Source organism: Acinetobacter lwoffii (assembly GCF_024129435.1).
GTDB classification, from domain to species: domain Bacteria; phylum Pseudomonadota; class Gammaproteobacteria; order Pseudomonadales; family Moraxellaceae; genus Acinetobacter; species Acinetobacter lwoffii_F.
Map to the genome: position 1 here is coordinate 62,350 of NZ_JAMXXN010000004.1, position 17,829 is coordinate 80,178.

Annotated in this window: 12 protein-coding genes; 6 read left to right on the plus strand and 6 right to left on the minus strand. The window is 45.8% G+C overall.

The genetic code is table 11. The features are described from left to right. Positions 1-997: 997 nt before the first annotated feature. The gene (gene omp33-36 / locus NI455_RS03905; protein ID WP_253112663.1) at positions 998-1,873 is read left to right on the plus strand and encodes a porin Omp33-36; all 876 of its coding nucleotides are present in this window, start codon (positions 998-1,000) and stop codon (positions 1,871-1,873) included. A gap of 68 nt (positions 1,874-1,941) precedes the next feature. On the opposite strand, the gene NI455_RS03910 is transcribed toward omp33-36, so the two are convergent. From NI455_RS03910 to NI455_RS03925, 4 genes are all read right to left on the minus strand, one after another. Beyond that, entirely contained in the window at positions 1,942-3,912 is a 1,971-nt protein-coding gene (locus tag NI455_RS03910) for a glycine betaine transporter (protein WP_253112525.1), read from the minus strand. A 172-nt stretch (positions 3,913-4,084) separates the two neighbouring features. Beyond that, a complete protein-coding gene (locus NI455_RS03915; RefSeq protein ID WP_253112527.1) occupies positions 4,085-4,801 on the minus strand; it encodes an ion channel in 717 nt (238 codons plus the stop codon). A 246-nt stretch (positions 4,802-5,047) separates the two neighbouring features. Beyond that, positions 5,048-6,754, minus strand: coding sequence for a cation acetate symporter (locus NI455_RS03920; protein ID WP_253112530.1), 1,707 nt, complete (start codon positions 6,752-6,754; stop codon positions 5,048-5,050). Position 6,755: 1 nt separating this feature from the next. Continuing rightward, positions 6,756-7,088 (minus strand): DUF485 domain-containing protein, encoded by a 333-nt coding sequence (locus NI455_RS03925; protein WP_155861672.1) that lies wholly within the window; start codon positions 7,086-7,088, stop codon positions 6,756-6,758. A 181-nt stretch (positions 7,089-7,269) separates the two neighbouring features. Here NI455_RS03925 and NI455_RS03930 point away from each other — a divergent pair, with 181 nt between their 5' ends. After that, positions 7,270-10,761 carry a hybrid sensor histidine kinase/response regulator gene (locus tag NI455_RS03930; protein WP_005108125.1) on the plus strand — a complete coding sequence of 1,164 codons (3,492 nt, stop codon included), beginning with the start codon at positions 7,270-7,272 and terminating at the stop codon, positions 10,759-10,761. A gap of 410 nt (positions 10,762-11,171) precedes the next feature. Then, positions 11,172-11,933: a hypothetical protein gene (locus NI455_RS03935; RefSeq protein ID WP_253112532.1), complete on the plus strand. Its 762-nt coding sequence runs from the start codon at positions 11,172-11,174 to the stop codon at positions 11,931-11,933. An 89-nt stretch (positions 11,934-12,022) separates the two neighbouring features. Here NI455_RS03935 and NI455_RS03940 read toward each other — a convergent pair whose 3' ends face one another. After that, positions 12,023-12,673: a response regulator gene (locus NI455_RS03940; protein WP_004281370.1), complete on the minus strand. Its 651-nt coding sequence runs from the start codon at positions 12,671-12,673 to the stop codon at positions 12,023-12,025. 376 nt (positions 12,674-13,049) lie between these two features. On the opposite strand from NI455_RS03940, the gene msuE reads away from it, so the two are divergent. The 3 genes from msuE (at position 13,050) to NI455_RS03955 (ending at position 16,480) form a co-directional block, all read left to right on the plus strand. Continuing rightward, on the plus strand, positions 13,050-13,784 hold the full coding sequence (msuE, locus tag NI455_RS03945; protein ID WP_253112535.1) for an FMN reductase: 735 nt from the start codon (positions 13,050-13,052) through the stop codon (positions 13,782-13,784). Between the two features lie 26 nt (positions 13,785-13,810). Next, positions 13,811-14,923: a dimethylsulfone monooxygenase SfnG gene (sfnG, locus tag NI455_RS03950; RefSeq protein WP_253112538.1), complete on the plus strand. Its 1,113-nt coding sequence runs from the start codon at positions 13,811-13,813 to the stop codon at positions 14,921-14,923. Between the two features lie 147 nt (positions 14,924-15,070). Continuing rightward, a complete protein-coding gene (locus NI455_RS03955) occupies positions 15,071-16,480 on the plus strand; it encodes a cryptochrome/photolyase family protein (protein WP_253112541.1) in 1,410 nt (469 codons plus the stop codon). 61 nt (positions 16,481-16,541) lie between these two features. Here NI455_RS03955 and NI455_RS03960 read toward each other — a convergent pair whose 3' ends face one another. Continuing rightward, the gene (locus NI455_RS03960) at positions 16,542-17,723 is read right to left on the minus strand and encodes an acyl-CoA dehydrogenase family protein (RefSeq protein ID WP_253112543.1); all 1,182 of its coding nucleotides are present in this window, start codon (positions 17,721-17,723) and stop codon (positions 16,542-16,544) included. Positions 17,724-17,829 lie beyond the last annotated feature (106 nt).

Genomic DNA, 17,829 nt, shown 5'->3' on the forward strand with positions numbered 1-17,829 from the left:
CAGATACTTAAGTTAGTTCATTTGAAACTTTAATGCAGGGTTTCATAACCACAATTCCCTATAAAGTCTTACAAAAGCAAGGGAATTTAAGCAGCTAAAAAATATAAAAACTTGCTTTCTGCACTATTTACACCTGCAACAAATAGGTGCATAATGCACCGCATTAGGGCGAGTTAAATTATTCCTCAGCAGATATTTTAGTTTACCCGCAAATTTTGGCGAAAAAAGCCCGATTTTCTATGAAAATCGGGCTTTTTTTTAGCTATTGAATTTTAGACCTCTATTTTTACTTTTCAATATGCACTATTTTGGTGCTTAAAATTATTCTAATATTTATTTTTCTCATCTTGTTTTGAGTTGAAGGTTTTTTCAGAAACAGAATGATCTGAATTAAAAAATGCGGGACAAAAAAAAGCCCAACCTTGGGGAAAGCTGGGCGATAAAACAAAAAATTGTGGAGAATCAGGCTAAATCACTATGAAAATGTGAACTCTAACTTGATTTTCATATTATGTAAAATTCCCCTGAAAATGTAAAGCCGATTGCTTCAGTCAAGATTATAAAACATGCCCATTTAGCTCAAAAAACAGACATCTACTCTAAAACCCAAGCTGATGATGCTTTAAAATCAAGCAATCCAATCAAGACATGAGGCGCCAGACACCTTGCACTTCTTGACAAATTTATGAATTAGCTCACCTATTATTAATTGTTTTAATAGATAAATATATTATAATTAATCGTATTAATTGATTAAAATAACAACATAATTTCTCCTTAATCTTTAGTCCCGATTCTATATTTAAAGTCTAGATTTTTGTTATACAAGAGTTTTTATATAAAATACCTTCGGAGCCTAATACTTGAATTTTACACAAAATTAATACAATGATTTAGCTTAAAAAAATAGCGATTTCGAATTGGATTGACTTAATAAATTGTTACAATACAATATGTTCAAAAGTTGTACACATCTTGTAACAAAACGGTAAATATCATGAAAAAACTCGGTTTAGCCACTGCTTTATTATTAGCCATGACCGGTGCTCAAGCATATCAATTTGAAGTTCAAGGTCAATCAGAGTTCATCGACAACACTGCAAATGAACAAGACTTCACTGGTGCAGTTCAAGGTACTTACTACTTCAACAATGTTGATGCTTCTAAAGGTCCTTTAGCTGAAGCTGCTTTTTTAAACCAAGCATCTAATGTTTCTGCTGCTTATACATACGGCGAAGACGGACAAGAATTTGGTGACCGCACTGTACACCATACTTTCGGTGTAAAAGGTGAAGCGTATATCCCGACTAACGTTGTTCCTGCTTATGCAAGCGCTTCTTATAGCCATACCATCGCGGATAACAAAGCGGGCGACGTAGACGGCAATGGTGACCGTTATGCATTAGAACTAGGTGCATTACTAATCCCTAACTTCTTGGTTGCTGTGGGTTATACCAGCGTTGCTGACCAAACTTCTTATGATGCTTTCAACATGTTTAACAACGGTGTTGCTAAAGCTGCTCTTGAATCTGGCACAATCAATGAAGACCAAGACGCAATCACTGCCCGCACTAAATATGTAGGCGCGATTGACGGTACTAACATGTCAATTGGTTTTGAAAGTGGCCTGGTTTATGGTGAAGATACTGCCTACAACTTAGGTACAACTCTTTTCCTTAACCCACAGTTAAGCGTTGGCACATCTTATATGGAATCTAGCTTTGCTGGTTCTCCAGACAAAGCTTGGGGCGCGAACGTAAACTACTTCATCACTCCTGCTGTTGCAGTTGGCGCATCTTATGTAAATGCAAATGCTGAAGGCCAAGCACTGGATACACAAACGATTGGTGTAAATGCCAAATTCCGTTTCTAATTTCTGATTAGATTCTGAATCAAAAAAGGACGCATATTGCGTCCTTTTTTATTGTTTTATGACTTCGTTTACTCAGGCGTACGTACCAGACTTAAGAAGTGCAAATGACGTTCATATTGGTCAATGATGTCCTGTAATAGATCTTCTTGCGTCCATTCCATCACATCATAGCCCTGCCCGCCTTCTCTTAAAAAGACTTCTGCCTGATAGGAATCTACGCCCGCATTCTCCAGTTCAGACATAAAGCTTGGACTTAAAGTCTGGGTGGCATTGACCTGATAGATAAAATTAATTTCATCCTGATGATCAACACGGAGCTGTATACCGTCTTCTAGCGGGCTAATCGCCACGTGTAATCGGCGCCGTTTCAATTCACTTTGAAAGCTGAGAAATGCCTTATTCACTGTATTGTGAATATACTGCTGCACCTCTTCCTGAGTGTGCGGATAATGCATAATCAGGCCTAATCGCTGTTGCCAGCTGCGTGGATTCTGGATTGCACGCGGGGTGATCCGTGCAGCTTGCAGCGCATGCATTTTGGTGACATCCAGATGTAAGGCTTTGATTAATCCCCAGCACATCAGCAGCATAATGAATGTAAATGGCAAAGCACTCATGATCGTGGCCGATTGCAAAGCCTCTAAGCCTCCTGCCAGTAAAAGGATGATAGCCAGTAAAGCCATGAGTACGGTCCAGAACAGACGCTGCCAGGTCGGTGAATTTTCACTTTTTGCTGTCAGATAATCAGTCACCAATGCTCCTGAATCGGCAGAAGTCACAAAGAACAGCATCACCAGTAAAGTCGCAATGATACTGGTCACTGAGCTGAAAGGCAGATTAGCTAAAAATTCGAATAGAGCCACAGAGGAATCACGTTGAACTGCTTCTAGCAAGCTGGTATTGGCTTCATGCATAATGCTATACAGCGCAGCATTGCCCATAAAGCCCATCCAGATCAGGGTAAATCCAGTCGGGATCAGCAATACACCCACGATAAATTCACGAATACTGCGCCCTTCCGAGACCCGGGCAATAAACATCCCGACAAATGGCGACCAGGAAATCCACCAGGCCCAGTACATGATGGTCCAGCCCCCAATCCAGCCACTTGGCTGATAGGCATACAGATTAAAGGTCATACTGAACAGATTTGAAACATACTGGCCGGCATTCTGAATAGTCGTCTGTAACAGATAAATACTCGGACCTGCCACAAAAACAAAAATCAGCAACAGCAGTGCAAGTACCAAATTTAGTTCAGATAAACGTTTAATTCCTTTGTCTAATCCAAAAAATACGGAAGTCGCCGCCATGGCACTGACCACAATAATCAAAATGACCTGAGTACTGGGTGCCTGTTCAATGCCAAACAAATAGTTCAAACCTGAATTGATTTGGGTCACCCCGAAACCAAGCGTGGTGGCGACACCAAATACCGTACCAATGGTGGCAAAGGTATCGACGCCATCTCCAATCGGGCCATAGATCTTTTGACCAATCAGTGGATATAAGGCCGAACGGATTTTTAAAGGCAATTGATGCCGATAAGCAAAATAAGCTAGCGACAGGCCAACAAGCGTATAAATGGCCCAGGCATGTAAGCCCCAGTGGAAAAAGGTGACCCGCATAGATTGTTGTGCAGCCAGCACGGTTTCAGGTTCACCGGCAGGTGGCGTGACATAATGCATCACCGGTTCGGCCACGCCAAAGAACATCAGGCCAATCCCCATCCCTGCGGTGAATAACATCGCGAACCAGGAGGCACTGCTATATTTCGGCTGGCTATGGTCGGGCCCCAGTTTGATTTTGCCCATATCCGACAGGGCAATATACACCAGAAGGATGAGAAATATCGCCACCGACAATACATAGAACCAGCTAAAGGAGGTGGTAATCCACTGGTTCATTTGCTGGGTGAGAACTGAAAAAGTATCGGGTGCAAATACGACCAACGCTAAAAATATCGCAATAATGGCGACAGTACTGATAAAAACATTTGGATTGATATTGGCAAACCAAGATGGTTTTGTGGAAGGCATACATCCTCCATTTTTTAAAAATTGGATCGACAAACAGCGTCAAATAATTATTGGTAAGGTCAAAATGATCAGACAGATTCAGTCTATGGGAGCTAGATCTCCTGCTATTTTAGGGTGTGACACGAAATAAAGCCGTTAAGTTACTGTAACAAATACAATAAAAGAATGAGCTTCATTGCTCAGGCGGGTTTTCTCTATTTTTCACATTCTTTTTATGCGGTAGACGTGCGATATATTGCAAGGCAATTAAGCGGGATACAATCAGCGCCAGATACATCACCCCGACAAACATCTGGATAATCGCCAGCATCCGTGCGACCGGACTGACCGGCATGATATCGGACAGTCCTGTTGCAGACTGTACACTGAAACTGAGAAAAATCAGATCCAGCCAGGGTTGATAGGCTTGCAGATCGGAGTCTGAAAAGCTGTACGGCACCAAGAGCTGGCAGATACTGTAAAGGAAGGCAAAGCCCCAGGCCAGCAAGGTAAATACTGCGCCAGCGGCAAAGAGTTCATCCTTGGTCAGATAACGGTCATGGAACATATAACGTAGCAGGCCATAGGCTGCACTGAAATAAGCACCGGCTTCAAACAGGTTGGCGGTAACATGGATCCAAGTATAATGCAGCCCCAGCACAATCAGGGAGGAGAAGAAAATCGCGCCGGCGACAAAGCTGAGTCCTAAAATGGTAAACATCGGAGTCTGGCGAATGACTCTGGCAATCACCAGTAAAACCAGAACACCCAGCACCCAGGTTCCCGCCCGATAAGACACGCTTCCATAACTCAATACCGACAAGATCAGGATCAGCAATTGCAGGCACAACAGCCATGCTGAAGGCAAATGGATAAAGCTGTTCCAGAACTGCTGCAGAGATTGCTTCATAATGCCCTTCTTGTTGCTCTTCTTGTCACTATCTTTATGTAGGGAACACATTGTTATGGTTAGCAGCTTTTAACATAGCATGCTCAAAGCCGCTTGCAGAGATGCGATTTGTATGAAAATTACTGAAATAACACTGCACAAATCCAGCCAGCTCAATTCAATACGGCGTTTATACTAAAGAAAAAACTTGATGATATCTCCATAAAAAAAGCCCCTGACGGGGCTTTTTTTAGCGTAGCGCAGATCTTAGTGATCCGATGCGCCTGAGATACCAATACCGGTTTGTGAGCGTACAAACTGCGCATCAAAGGCTTTGCGTTCTGCCTGAGCCTGTGCCGAATTATCCGTCACAGAGAACAACCAGCAGCAGAAGAATGACAATGGCATCGCGAAGATTGCAGGACCATTGAACGGGTTTACTGGCGTATCAGAAATACCCAAAGTATCGACCCATACTGCTTTAGACAGCACAATCAAGGTTACTGCGGTTACCAGACCTGCAACACCACCAATCACTGCACCACGTGTCGTCAAGCCTTTCCAGAACATAGACAATACCAGTACCGGGAAGTTGGCACATGCCGCAACCGAGAATGCCAGACCGACCATGAAGGCTACGTTTTGTTTCTCGAACAGAATCCCGAGAATCATTGCAAAGATCGCAAGACCTAAAGTCGCAATCTTAGACATACGTAGTTCAGATTCAGGCGTGGTTTGGCCTTTCTTCAACACGTTGGCATACAAGTCATGCGAAATTGCTGAAGCACCTGACAGAGTCAAACCAGCAACGACCGCAAGAATCGTGGCAAATGCAACTGCAGAAATGAAGCCCATGAACAGGTCACCACCGACTGCATCAGACAGATGAACCGCAGCCATGTTATTACCACCCACCAGTTCCAGCTTGCCAGTCACAGCCATTTTTGCAACATCAAGGAATTGCGGGTTGTTCGATACATACAGAATCGCACCGAAACCAATGATGAAGGTGAGCAGGTAGAAATAACCAATAAAACCTGTCGCAACCACGACTGATTTACGCGCTTCTTTGGCATCTTTTACCGTGAAGAAACGCATCAGGATATGTGGAAGACCTGCTGTACCAAACATCAATGCCAGACCTAAAGAAATCGCATCAATCGGATTAGACGCTAGACTACCCGGACCCATGATCTTGGTGGCATCTGTCAGGCTCAAGTCATGTACTTTTGAATAAACACCAATCGCCTGTTCAAACATGTTGGTAAAGCTGAAGCCCACGCCTTTCATGACCATGAATGCCATAAAGGTCGCACCAGACAGCAACATTACCGCTTTGATGATCTGTACCCAGGTGGTTGCCAACATACCGCCGAAAATTACGTAGGCCATCATCAGCAAGCCAACGATCACGACTGCAATGTTATAGTTCAGACCGAATAGAAGTTTGATCAGCTGACCTGCACCCACCATCTGTGCAATCAAGTAGAACGCAACCACCACCAGCGAGCTTAAAGCGGCCAAGGTACGTACCGGCTTTTCCTGCAAGCGGAAAGACACTACGTCTGACAGGTTATATTTACCCAGGTTACGCAGACGTTCTGCCACCAGGAACAATACGATCGGCCAACCGACCATAAAGCCCAGTGAGTAAAGTAAGCCATCAAAGCCTGACAGGAACACCATCGCGGAAATACCCAGGAATGATGCTGCTGACATATAGTCACCGGCAATGGCCAGGCCATTCTGGAAACCAGAAATACCGCCACCGGCCGTATAGAAATCTGTGGTGCTGGTGGTTTGTTTCGCTGCCCATTTGGTAATGAACAGTGTTGCACCGACGAAAATCACAAACATGATAATCGCGTGCCAGTTGGTCGCCTGCTGTTCTGCGGCACCCAGATCAGGACCAGCGAAAGCCATACCTGAGGCCATTGCGGTTGCAGCAAGGGTAATAAGAGAATTCCATTTCATCTTAGTGGTGTCCTTTTTCATGAGCAATCGCTTCGACTTCACGGATTGCTTCTGCAGTCAATTGATCAAGTTTGTTATTGGCAATGTATGAATACACACCACACAAGATAAACGACAAGACAATGATACCCAGACCGAGTGGAATACCCCACGTGGTCACACCACCTGAAAGTGAAGACAATAGAAATTCTTTGTTGTAACCAACCAGCAACATGAAACCCACATAGATAAATAGCATAATGCCGGTCAACGTCCAGCTGAGCATACTTTTCTTGCGGACCATTTCCTTGAATTTTGGATTTTGTAGAATTCGATCTACTTGTACCTCATCCATAGTTACACTCCTGTAGCCCAACCATGGGCCTACTATTTTTAATTTGAATTATCACTATCACAAGTTAACAAGATTCGTATGTGCTTGTAATTTAGACTTTGGTCGTTAAAAAATGATCAATTTAAACTGCAGCGTTCATGATGCGCTATCATAGCGGCATGCTCAGCACACATCAGGCTATATGAACAGTTGGCTCATCATAGGGGTACTTGCCCTCTATATCGCATTACTCTTTATCTGCGCTTTTTACGGAGAAAAACATGCCAGCCGGCTGAGTACCCGTGGGCGCATGTTATTGTTCAGTTTAACTTTAGGAGTGTACTGTTCCTCCTGGACCTTTTACGGGGCCACTGGTGCGGCGGTACGTGAAGGCATTATTTTCCTGCCGATCTATCTGGGCCCGCTGTTATTCGTGGCTGTGGGCTACGATATCTGGCGCCGTCTGGGACGGGTACGCCAGCATCATGCCATTTCCTCAATCGCGGACTTTGTCGCTGCACGCTATGGTAAAAGTGGCCCACTGGCATCCCTGGTGACCATTCTGGCGGTGGTCGCCATTGTGCCTTATCTGGCCTTGCAGTTACGTGCGATTGCCTTAAGTGCCGCCGTCATTCTGGAACCTTCCGCAGGGGTAACAGGCACGACCAATGGCGTACTGTTTCTGACTGGGGTTCTGGCAATACTGGCGATGATGTTTGGTACCCGGCAGATTGCCAATACTGAACAGCATGGCGGCCTGATGCTGGCCGTGGCATTTGAGTCTTTTGTCAAACTCTTCGCCCTGCTGGCAGTTGCCTGTTTCTTTATGTTTGAAGCACCAGAAAATCTGGCACAGATCAGTAGCGATATCAGCACTACTTTTCATGATGTACAACTGTTTGGCGTGCCACAAAGTTTCTGGATTCAGACCCTGCTCGCGGCACTGGCCATTATCTGCCTGCCGCGTCAGTTCCATGTAGCTGTGGTTGAGCTACGTGATGAAAAACATATTCGTGGTGCGCGGCGTTGGTTTGCAGTTTATTTGATTCTGACTACCTTGGCGATTATTCCAATTGCCAGCTGGGCGCTACATGCTGCACCGCAATATCTGGCCATTCCGGATGTGGCGGTCCTGTCCTTACCACTTAGCTATAATCAGGACTGGTTAACCTTATTGGCATTTCTGGGTGGTTTCTCTGCCTCTACCGGGATGCTGCTGGTGTCTTCCGTGGCACTGTCAATCATGCTCAGCAATGACCTGATCATGCCGGCGTTGTGGCGTTTAAAGCTGATTTCCCGGCATGACAAACGCTTGCCGCTGGTGCTGAAATTTACCCGCCGGGTCTGTATTCTGGGCGTGATGTTGATGGGCTTCCTGTTCTTCAATTTCTTTAATGATATTGACCAGTTGTCGGTTTTTGGTCTGTTGGCATTTAGTGCGGTGGCACAATTCGCCCCTGCCCTGATCGGTGGCCTGTACTGGCGTGGCGGTAGTAAACAGGGTGTCTATGCTGGACTCCTGACTGGTTTTGCCTTGTGGGCTTATACCCTGCTGTTTCCAACCATTTTGCGAAGCCTGCCAGAAGCCTATAGCAGCTTTAGCCAAAGCTTGCTGAATCAAGGGCCTTTTGGCTGGAACTGGTTAAGACCGGAAGCCCTGATCGGTTTTGAGTCTTTTGATCCACTGACGCATGGCGTAGTTTGGGCACTGGGCTTAAATACCCTACTGTATATCTGGATTTCCCGTATTTTCCGCCCAAGTATTGCCGAACAGATTCAGGCCGAAAGTTTCTTCTATTATGAAACCAAGCCACTACCCTCGCAGAGTCCTTCTACCGAGGTCAGCTATTCGCATCAGGATGTTGCCCGTTTAAAAGTCGGCGATCTGATTACCCTGGCCAAACGCATTACCGGCGAAGGCCCAACCACACGCGCTTTCCAGCAATTCTGTACCCAAAACAGCGTTGAGCTGAATGAAAACAGCAGTGCCAATGGCATGTGGTGGCGTTTCACTGAACAGTATCTGGCGGGGACTATCGGGGCAGCTTCAGCACGTACCCTGCTTACTACCGCCATGGTCAATAATGGCCTGGCCTTGGGTCAGGTCGCCAATATTCTCGATCAGGCCTCGCAATGGCAACGCTTCAATCAGAATCTGATCATGACCATGATTGATCACATGACCCAAGGGGTCAGCGTAGTCGATGAAAACATGTGTCTGGTCGCATGGAACAATCAGTATCTGAAACTGTTCGATTATCCGACCGATATTGTCTATGTCGGTTGTCCAATCGCAGACCTGATCCGTTATAACGCTGAACGTGGTGAATGTGGCCCGGGCTCGGTTGAAGAACATGTACGGAAACGGATTCACTGGATGCAGGTCGGCAGTGCCCATGAATTTGAACGGATTCGTAAAGATGGCCGCGTCATTCAGATGCGCGGCAATCCGATCGAAGGCGGCGGGTTCGTTACCACTTTCGCCGATATTACTGCCTTCCGTGAAAATGAAGCCGTGCTTGAAGCCCGCGTTCAGGACCGTACCCAGCAGCTGGCCGATGCATTGTCCGAGCAGCAACTGGCGCGTGAACAGGCCGATAAGGCCAATATGTCAAAAAGCCGCTTCATTGCAGCCGCCAGTCATGACCTGTTGCAGCCAATGCATGCCGCGCGCCTGTTCAGTACCGCACTCGAACAAAGCGTGCAGAATGATGAAGACCGCAAGACCTTACAACAACTGGATCGTGCTTTGCATGGTGCAGAAAGCATGTTGTCTGCCCTGCTGGATATTGCCCGACTGGAAGGCGGCACCATTCAGCCGAAACGTCAGGCTTATCCGCTGCATGACCTGCTCAGCGATCTGGAACTCCAGTTCAAATCCATCGCTGCACAGCGTGGTATCAAGTTCAGTGTGCATGATGCACAGTTCTGGATTGATACCGATCCACAATGGATTCGCCGCATTATCCAGAACTTTGTCAGCAATGCGTTGCGTTATACTGCCAGAGGTAAAGTGGTGGTCGGTGTATTACGTTCGAGCAGCAGACCGAATCATATCCGTATTGGCGTCTGGGATACTGGCCCGGGCATTGCCGAAGAACAGCGCATCAAACTGTTTCAGGAATTTGAACGTTGCGGCCACACCTCGCCTTGGGGTGAACAGGGTCTGGGCCTAGGTTTGGCGATCGTACAACGCATGACCAGCATGCTGGACTATCCGGTACATGTGTCTTCTGCGCTGGGTAAAGGTTCCTGCTTTATGATTGAAGTGCCTGTGATCGAAGCACCGAAAGTGGTCGCAGCACCGGTTCAGGCCGTACCTTTAAAGAGCAAAGCCTTTAAGATTCTATGTCTGGATAATGATGAAACCATTCTGGAAGGCATGTCGACCTTATTGACCAAATGGGGTTATCAGGTGTTTAAAGCCACTGAACCTGAACAAGCAGCCATGCTGATTCAGCAGGAAAATATTCAGGTCTGGCTGGTGGATCAACATCTGAATCAGGACAAGATCGGTCTGGATTTCATTCTGGAACATCGTTCGAAGGATATTCCGGTCGCGTTGATTACCGCCGATTCCGATCCGGAATTGCCGCAACGTCTAAAAGAGCTAAACATTGTTCTGCTGAAAAAACCGCTGAAACCGGCCTCATTACGTTCATGGTTATCTGGACTGAAAATTTCCGACTCCTAAGTAGATAACGATCTGATCAATGCCCATTTCACACCCTGAAATGGGCATTTTTTATACTCAACTGCCACATAAACTTACCTAGCTTGCATAAAATTTATTCTAATGTGCTAAAAGCAGCAAATATGCCGAAAATACAGCTGAATAAATTGACCAAAATGCTCATTTTTTAATTCACTATGGCAAAAACTGACGAATGTATTAATGTACATGTGTACACTTAGTTACAATTAATTATCTTATTGTTTTTAATAAAAATTAAAGAGTAATTTTCCACTACTATAACTTTAGTCGTATTTTTATCCCTTGTACTTGGCTCTAAAAATAGAGGAATAAGAAACGATCAGTTTCCATCTCATGTAGCCTTAATTTTTTTGGTCGCTGATCTATTTCTGCATATCGGAGTTCTTCACATGAACATAGATCAAAACCAGGGCCTGAATCAGACCCAGCAGTTTCACCGTCAATATGGCGCCAACGCCTTATTGCCAAGCATTGACTGGGCACAGATCTTTAAATACAGCAAGCTGAATGATGCCCAGTATCAGGCACTGGAAACGCTGTATCAGAGTGCAGTACCCCTGGCACTGCAAGTCTTTGATGAATTACATTTTGATGTCTTTGAACCTTATGCCTACAAGCCGCAAGGTCTGGGACTATTTGAAAAGATTGCTGAACAGGAAGACAAGCTGATTCAGTCTTTAGAAGCTGAAACAGAGGACCTTCCAGCAAAAACCCGTCATCAGATCTGGAGCATGTTGCTGCGTGGTGGCGCGGTACTGGTCTTTAAGGCCTGGCTGGGTAAAGTCAAAAATGAAGAAGATTGTCTGGACACCAGCCAATTTGATGAGCTGTCTGATCTGTTATTTATCAAAACCTGTCCACATGAACTGGCGCAGCGTTTACATGTCGACCCGAATACGCGCGACGAACATGTCTTCCTGATGTATGACAATGACGTTTATCTGGATCGTTTTAACAGTCTGGAAACTGCAGCGCTGTTTGTCGATCTCGGTGTTTATGATGCGACTTTCCTGAGTCTGCGTGATGATCGCGTGGCGGAATATCTGAAATCGAAAGGTTATGTCACCGAAGAGCAGATTGACGAATTGCAATGTGCCTTAAATCCATTGTTTTGCGATGATTTCACTCGCAAGCAGGATTATATCGCCTAGCTGATTCATGTCTTTTCACTCAATTTTGCAGATTTCGCCCATAAAAAAAGACCTCCTTGGAGGTCTTTTTCAATTCGGTTATGCAGAACTTACATTTTACGGTCTTCAATATTCAGTGCATTGATGGCCAATACCGCTTGTGTGCGGTTTTGTACGCCAAGCTTACGGAAGATTGCAGTCACATGCGCTTTAATCGTCGCTTCTGATACATCCAGCTCATAAGCAATCTGCTTGTTTAATAAACCTTCAGCCACCATCATCAATACCCGGAACTGTTGCGGCGTCAAAGACTGGATCCGTTCTGCCAAAGCCGTTTCATCGGCAGCACGCGGATCAAAGTTCATATTGGCTGGCAGATTTGGCGGTAACCAGATTTCACCTTCCAGCACTTCACGAATCGCTTCACCGATATGACTTGGATGGGCAGATTTAGGAATATAGCCCATCGCACCATGTGCAATGGCACGCTGGATGATACTGACTTCTTCATGTGCAGACACGACAATAATCGGTAAAGACGGATATTGTGCGCGGACATGCACCAGGGCAGAAAAGCCGGAAGCGCCCGGCAGGTTTAAATCCAGCAGCACAAGATCAGGCTCAGGGCCATTTTCTAGACGTTCATAAAATTCATTGACTGCCGCAGTTTCATGAATCTGGGCTTGTGGCAGGCTATAACGTACAGCTTGAATCAAGGCATGACGAAATAGTGGATGATCATCAACGATTAAAATATTCATAGGCAACGTGAGAGAGATCTTGGCACGGTAGCCCCTATTCTAACCACACAACCCGGTTAAGGATATGCAAGACACTACAATTTTTAAAATAATATGCAGTTTTTCTTCAAAATTGCCCATTTTTGCACTATTGCAATAATTGTTTAATTCTCATCACTTTTTTATATATCACTTATTCCTTACTGAAAAAGCTTATCTCTATTCAATATAAATATAAAAATCACTCACTTATCCACAAAGCCCTCCTTAAAAATCAGGCCTTTGTCGTATATCGCAAAATCAGATAACTTTTCAGCTTTTCGTTATTTTACAGCCCTTCGCTGAATCGGGATTAATAGGGCCATTCCGAGATTATCCCTATTTTCAGGTTCTAAATATGTCTAATTTTAATGCGCAAAAACCCTTAAATATTGTTGCCGTATCTGGCGGTTTAAATTATCCCTCAAAAACCGAAGCCTTGGTTCAGGCCATTCTGGATGAGCTTGGGGAAGCGACACCAATCAATGTACATTTCATTAAATTTAGCGAAATTGGTTCGCTTTTGGGCGGCGCGATTTACCGCAATCAGTTGCCGCAACGTGTTCAGGATGATCTGGCAGCCGTAGAAGCCGCAGATGCGCTGATTGTCGGCACTCCAGTTTACCGCGCTTCATTTACCGGCCTGTTCAAGCATTTCTTTGACTTTGTCGAGCAAACGGCGCTGGTCGATGTTCCGGTATTACTGGCGGCTTCCGGTGGCAGTGACCGTCATGCGCTGGTGCTTGAACATCAACTGCGTCCATTATTCAGCTTCTTCCAGGCACAAACTTTACCGATTGGGGTCTATGCCACCGACAGCGATTTCACCCCTGCATATACCATTCACAGTGAATTGCTCCGCGACCGGATTACTCTGGCTGTGGCGCGTGCATTGCCGATTCTGGAATGGGCACCGGCCAAGGGACAACGTGCTGAGGTCATTAAAGAAAAAACCATTCAAGCCAGTCAAAATCTGGGCATTAACAAGCAGATCGAACAAGAAGAAGTATTACCTTCTGCAGCCGTGCCGAGCCTGGATGCCGCAGAATCGCGTTTACATAGCAAAAAAGCACCAAAGACTCAAGTGGCTTGAACACTGCATTGCAGAGGGTGATGAATATGTCGAATGATAAAAATATCGTATTTGCCTATTGGGTACCGAATGTCAGTGGTGGCTTGGTGGTCAGTAACATCGAGCAGCGCACCGACTGGAGCTATGACTATAACGTGCGTCTGGCACAAACCGCTGAACAGGCAGGCTTTGATTATGCTCTGACCCAGATCCGTTTTACTGCCGGCTATAATGCAGAAGGCCAGCATGAATCGGTGAGTTTCAGTCATGGTATTCTGGCCAAAACTGAACGCCTGAAAGTCATTGCCGCGATTCTGCCGGGTCCTTGGAAGCCGGCACTGGCTGCCAAACAACTGGCGACGATTGACCATCTGAGCAATGGCCGGATTGCGATCAATGTGGTCAGTGGCTGGTTCCGCGGTGAGTTTGATGCCATTGGGGAAGAATGGCCGGAACATGATGAGCGTTATGCCCGTTCGGAAGAGTTTATCCGTAGCCTGAAAGGGGTCTGGACCCAAAACAACTTTAATTTTGAAGGTAAATATTATCAATTCAAAGACTATACCTTAAGTGCTAAACCGTTACAAAAACCGCATATTGAAATCTTTCAGGGCGGCAGTTCCCGGGCAGCACGTGATATGGCATCCCGTGTATCTGACTGGTACTTTACCAATGGCAATACCCCGGAAGAACTGAAAAAACAGATCGATGATATTCGTGAAAAAGCCAAGGCCAACAACCACTCGGTGAAAATTGGTGTAAATGCCTTTGTGATTGCACGCGATAGCGAAGAAGAAGCCCAGGCCGTATTGCAGGAAATTATTAGCAAGGCCAATGTGCAGGCGGTGAAATCTTTTGGTGAAGCCACCCGTGAAGCCGGCGCAGCAAGTCAGGAAGGTGAAGGCAACTGGGCCCAATCCACCTTTGAAGATCTGGTGCAATACAATGATGGTTTCCGCACTAATCTGATCGGGACACCGCAGCAGATTGCTGAACGGATTATCGAACTGAAAAAAGTTGGCGTAGATTTGATTCTGTCAGGCTTCCTGCACTTTATTGAAGAAGTCGAATATTTTGGCCAGAAGGTGCTGCCTTTGGTCCGTGAGCTTGAAGCACAACAAGCAACGCCTGTGCAGCAAGAAGAAGCTGAGCCCGTATAATTATTCAAATAAATCTCAGCAGATTCACTCCCTCCCTCAAGGCTCGGCTTGGGGGATTTTTTTATGTGATAAAATTGTTGTCTGGCTAGGTTTAAGACCATCAATTCCTTAAAATTCTGCACTAACGACTTTCCAAGAATTTTAACAATGCAACTGATCTGGTTTCGTCAAGACCTCCGCATTCATGATCATGCCGCGCTCTGGCATGCCACCCAGCAAGGCAGCTGTATAGCACTGGTGGTGCTCTCTCCCGAACAATGGAAGCTGCATCAGGATGCCCGGATTAAAATCGATTTTTATCTGCGCCGCCTCGACGTTTTAAAGCAGCAGTTAGCGCAGTTGAATATTCCATTTATCATTTTAAATATTCCCTTATGGCAAGACCTGCCTGCTGAAATGCGAAGCCTGTGCCAAATACTGCAGATTGATACGCTACATGCCAATATTGAGGTGGGTGTCAATGAACTGCAACGTGATGCACAGCTACAGCAGATGCTGGAACAGCAGCAGATCCGGGTCGAGCTGTATCATGATCGCAGCCTATTTCCACTGACCAGTATCCGTAATCAGTCCAATCAACCCTATCAGGTCTATAGCGCATTCAAGAAAAAATGCTATGAACGACTGATTCAGGATATACCGGGCTGCTATCCCGCCATTCAGCCTCAAGATCCGCTTGAATTACCAGCTCAACTGACCAGCTTTGATCTGGGAAAATTTGCAGTTGATTATAAGGTCGATCATGTTGCCCAGTTCTGGCCTGCGCAGGATCAAGCTGCCTTAGAGCTGCTCGATGATTTTATCGAGGAGAAAATGGCTCACTATAAAACCGAGCGTGATTTACCTGCAGTCGATGGTACCAGCCGCCTGTCACCATATCTGAATATCGGTATTCTCTCGATCCGTCAATGTATGCAGATCCTGTTTAAGGACGGTTATTTCCAGATTGATGATATCGGTCAGCAGACCTGGCTGGATGAACTGCTCTGGCGCGAGTTTTATCTGCATACCCTGTTTGATTTTCCCCGTGTATCCAGACATCGGCCTTTTAAGGAAAATACCGATAATATCCAGTGGCGTAATGCACCTGAAGATCTGGCTGCCTGGCAACAAGGACACACCGGGATTCCGATTGTCGATGCCGGTATGCGGCAAATGCAGGCTACTGGCTGGATGCATAACCGGGTGCGCATGATTACTGCAATGTTCCTGTGTAAAAACCTGCTAATAGACTGGCGCTTGGGAGAAAGCTGGTTCATGCAGCAGCTGATTGATGGTGATCTGGCAGCGAACAATGGCGGCTGGCAATGGTGTGCTTCGACCGGCATGGATGCCGTGCCCTATTTCCGGATTTTTAACCCGGTCAGCCAGTCACAAAAGTTTGATCCGAATGGGGATTATATCCGTCAATGGGTGCCGGAACTGGCGCATCTGAATGCTAAATTTATTCATGAACCTTATGCCAAAAATCCGGATCTTGCACTGGATTATCCAAAACCGATTGTGGATTTAAAAGCCTCTCGTGTAAGAGCGATTGAAGCGTTTAAGCAAATTTAAAACCAAACTTTTTCATCCCGAATAAAACAGCCTCCGATAAAGAGGCTGTTTTATTTTTAGATCAGGAATAAAAACTCGGATCAGGCACTTTTCCAGTCAGCACCCATTCCCCCACTTCCTGATATTTATAATCGATCGGGTCATGCAAGGTCTGGGTGCGGACATTGCGCCAGAGACGGTCAAGATTGAGCTTGGCCATGGTGGCCCGCGCACCCATCACCTGGAAAATATTCTGGGTAATATAGAGAGAGGTATTGGTTGCGGCAATTTTGGCTGTGGCAATGGCAACTGAGACTTCACCGCGCTGCTCAGCTGTTAAATCATTCCCAAGCTCCCAGGCTGCCTGTAAAGTCTGAACCGCTTTATCTGCCAGTAAGCGTACACTTTCCAGTTGTACATAAAACTCGGCAAAATGCTTCTGGATAAAAGGATCATTCACTGCATCGTCTGCCAGTGATTTGGACCAGGCTTTTTGGGTTTGTACGGTCTGCTTGGCGACGTCAAATGCCCCTTCTGCCACGCCCAAAAACAGATGCACAAAAATCAGCTGGGCAATCAAAGGCCGTAGACTGGAATATGGCGTACTCAGTGGACCGGGATTTAACAGCAATTCATCTTCATGAATTTTGACCTGCTCAAAATGGCTGGTACCACTGTCGGTCTGGCGTTGGCCCATATTGTTCCAGTCGCCCAGAAAGCTCACGCCCTCTCGCCAGGTAGGAATCACTCCTATCAGTAATTTTCCTGCTTCGTCATAACCTGAACACAGCAACATATCCGAATCAATCGAACCTGAGCAGAAGCTTTTATCACCATGGAAAATATATTCGTTTTCTGAAACTTTTGTAACTGTGGTGCGATGGTCCAGCGGATTTAGAGTATTACCCCAGAATAGATTATTTTGGGCAGTCTGTTCAAACCACGGGCCATATTGTTCCGATTGGGAAAATAATTGCACGGTCGCAATCAGCAAATGATGAAAGCCATAGACATGCGCCAATGAACTGTCGACTTGGGCTACAATTTGAATAGTTTTAAAAATGGTCTGCCAATCTGTCTCCTGACCGCCATACTGTTTTGGAATGGACAGGCCCAGCAAGCCACTCTGGCGAATCAGGTCACGTTCGGCTTTAGGATTCCCACCTTGCCGATCCCGCTCTGCTGCAGTCAAAGCAAAAATTTCAGCAAGTTTCTGGGCAATATCGACAGGAGACTGATTTAAATATGGGGATTGTGCATTCATTATTTTAACTCATGTTCAGCATGGAAACAGCCTAGCAGATCAGGGTACTGACCTATATCCGAAAGCATGCAGAGCTTATGACTGATATAAAAATACCGGCAGAATG

Coding starts and splice junctions, on each gene's coding strand:
- omp33-36 (WP_253112663.1), top strand. CDS start 998: ATGAAAAAACTCGGTTTAGCCACTGCTTTATTATTAGCCATGACCGGT.
- NI455_RS03910 (WP_253112525.1), bottom strand. CDS start 3,912: ATGCCTTCCACAAAACCATCTTGGTTTGCCAATATCAATCCAAATGTT.
- NI455_RS03915 (WP_253112527.1), bottom strand. CDS start 4,801: ATGAAGCAATCTCTGCAGCAGTTCTGGAACAGCTTTATCCATTTGCCT.
- NI455_RS03920 (WP_253112530.1), bottom strand. CDS start 6,754: ATGAAATGGAATTCTCTTATTACCCTTGCTGCAACCGCAATGGCCTCA.
- NI455_RS03925 (WP_155861672.1), bottom strand. CDS start 7,088: ATGGATGAGGTACAAGTAGATCGAATTCTACAAAATCCAAAATTCAAG.
- NI455_RS03930 (WP_005108125.1), top strand. CDS start 7,270: ATGAACAGTTGGCTCATCATAGGGGTACTTGCCCTCTATATCGCATTA.
- NI455_RS03935 (WP_253112532.1), top strand. CDS start 11,172: ATGAACATAGATCAAAACCAGGGCCTGAATCAGACCCAGCAGTTTCAC.
- NI455_RS03940 (WP_004281370.1), bottom strand. CDS start 12,673: ATGAATATTTTAATCGTTGATGATCATCCACTATTTCGTCATGCCTTG.
- msuE (WP_253112535.1), top strand. CDS start 13,050: ATGTCTAATTTTAATGCGCAAAAACCCTTAAATATTGTTGCCGTATCT.
- sfnG (WP_253112538.1), top strand. CDS start 13,811: ATGTCGAATGATAAAAATATCGTATTTGCCTATTGGGTACCGAATGTC.
- NI455_RS03955 (WP_253112541.1), top strand. CDS start 15,071: ATGCAACTGATCTGGTTTCGTCAAGACCTCCGCATTCATGATCATGCC.
- NI455_RS03960 (WP_253112543.1), bottom strand. CDS start 17,723: ATGAATGCACAATCCCCATATTTAAATCAGTCTCCTGTCGATATTGCC.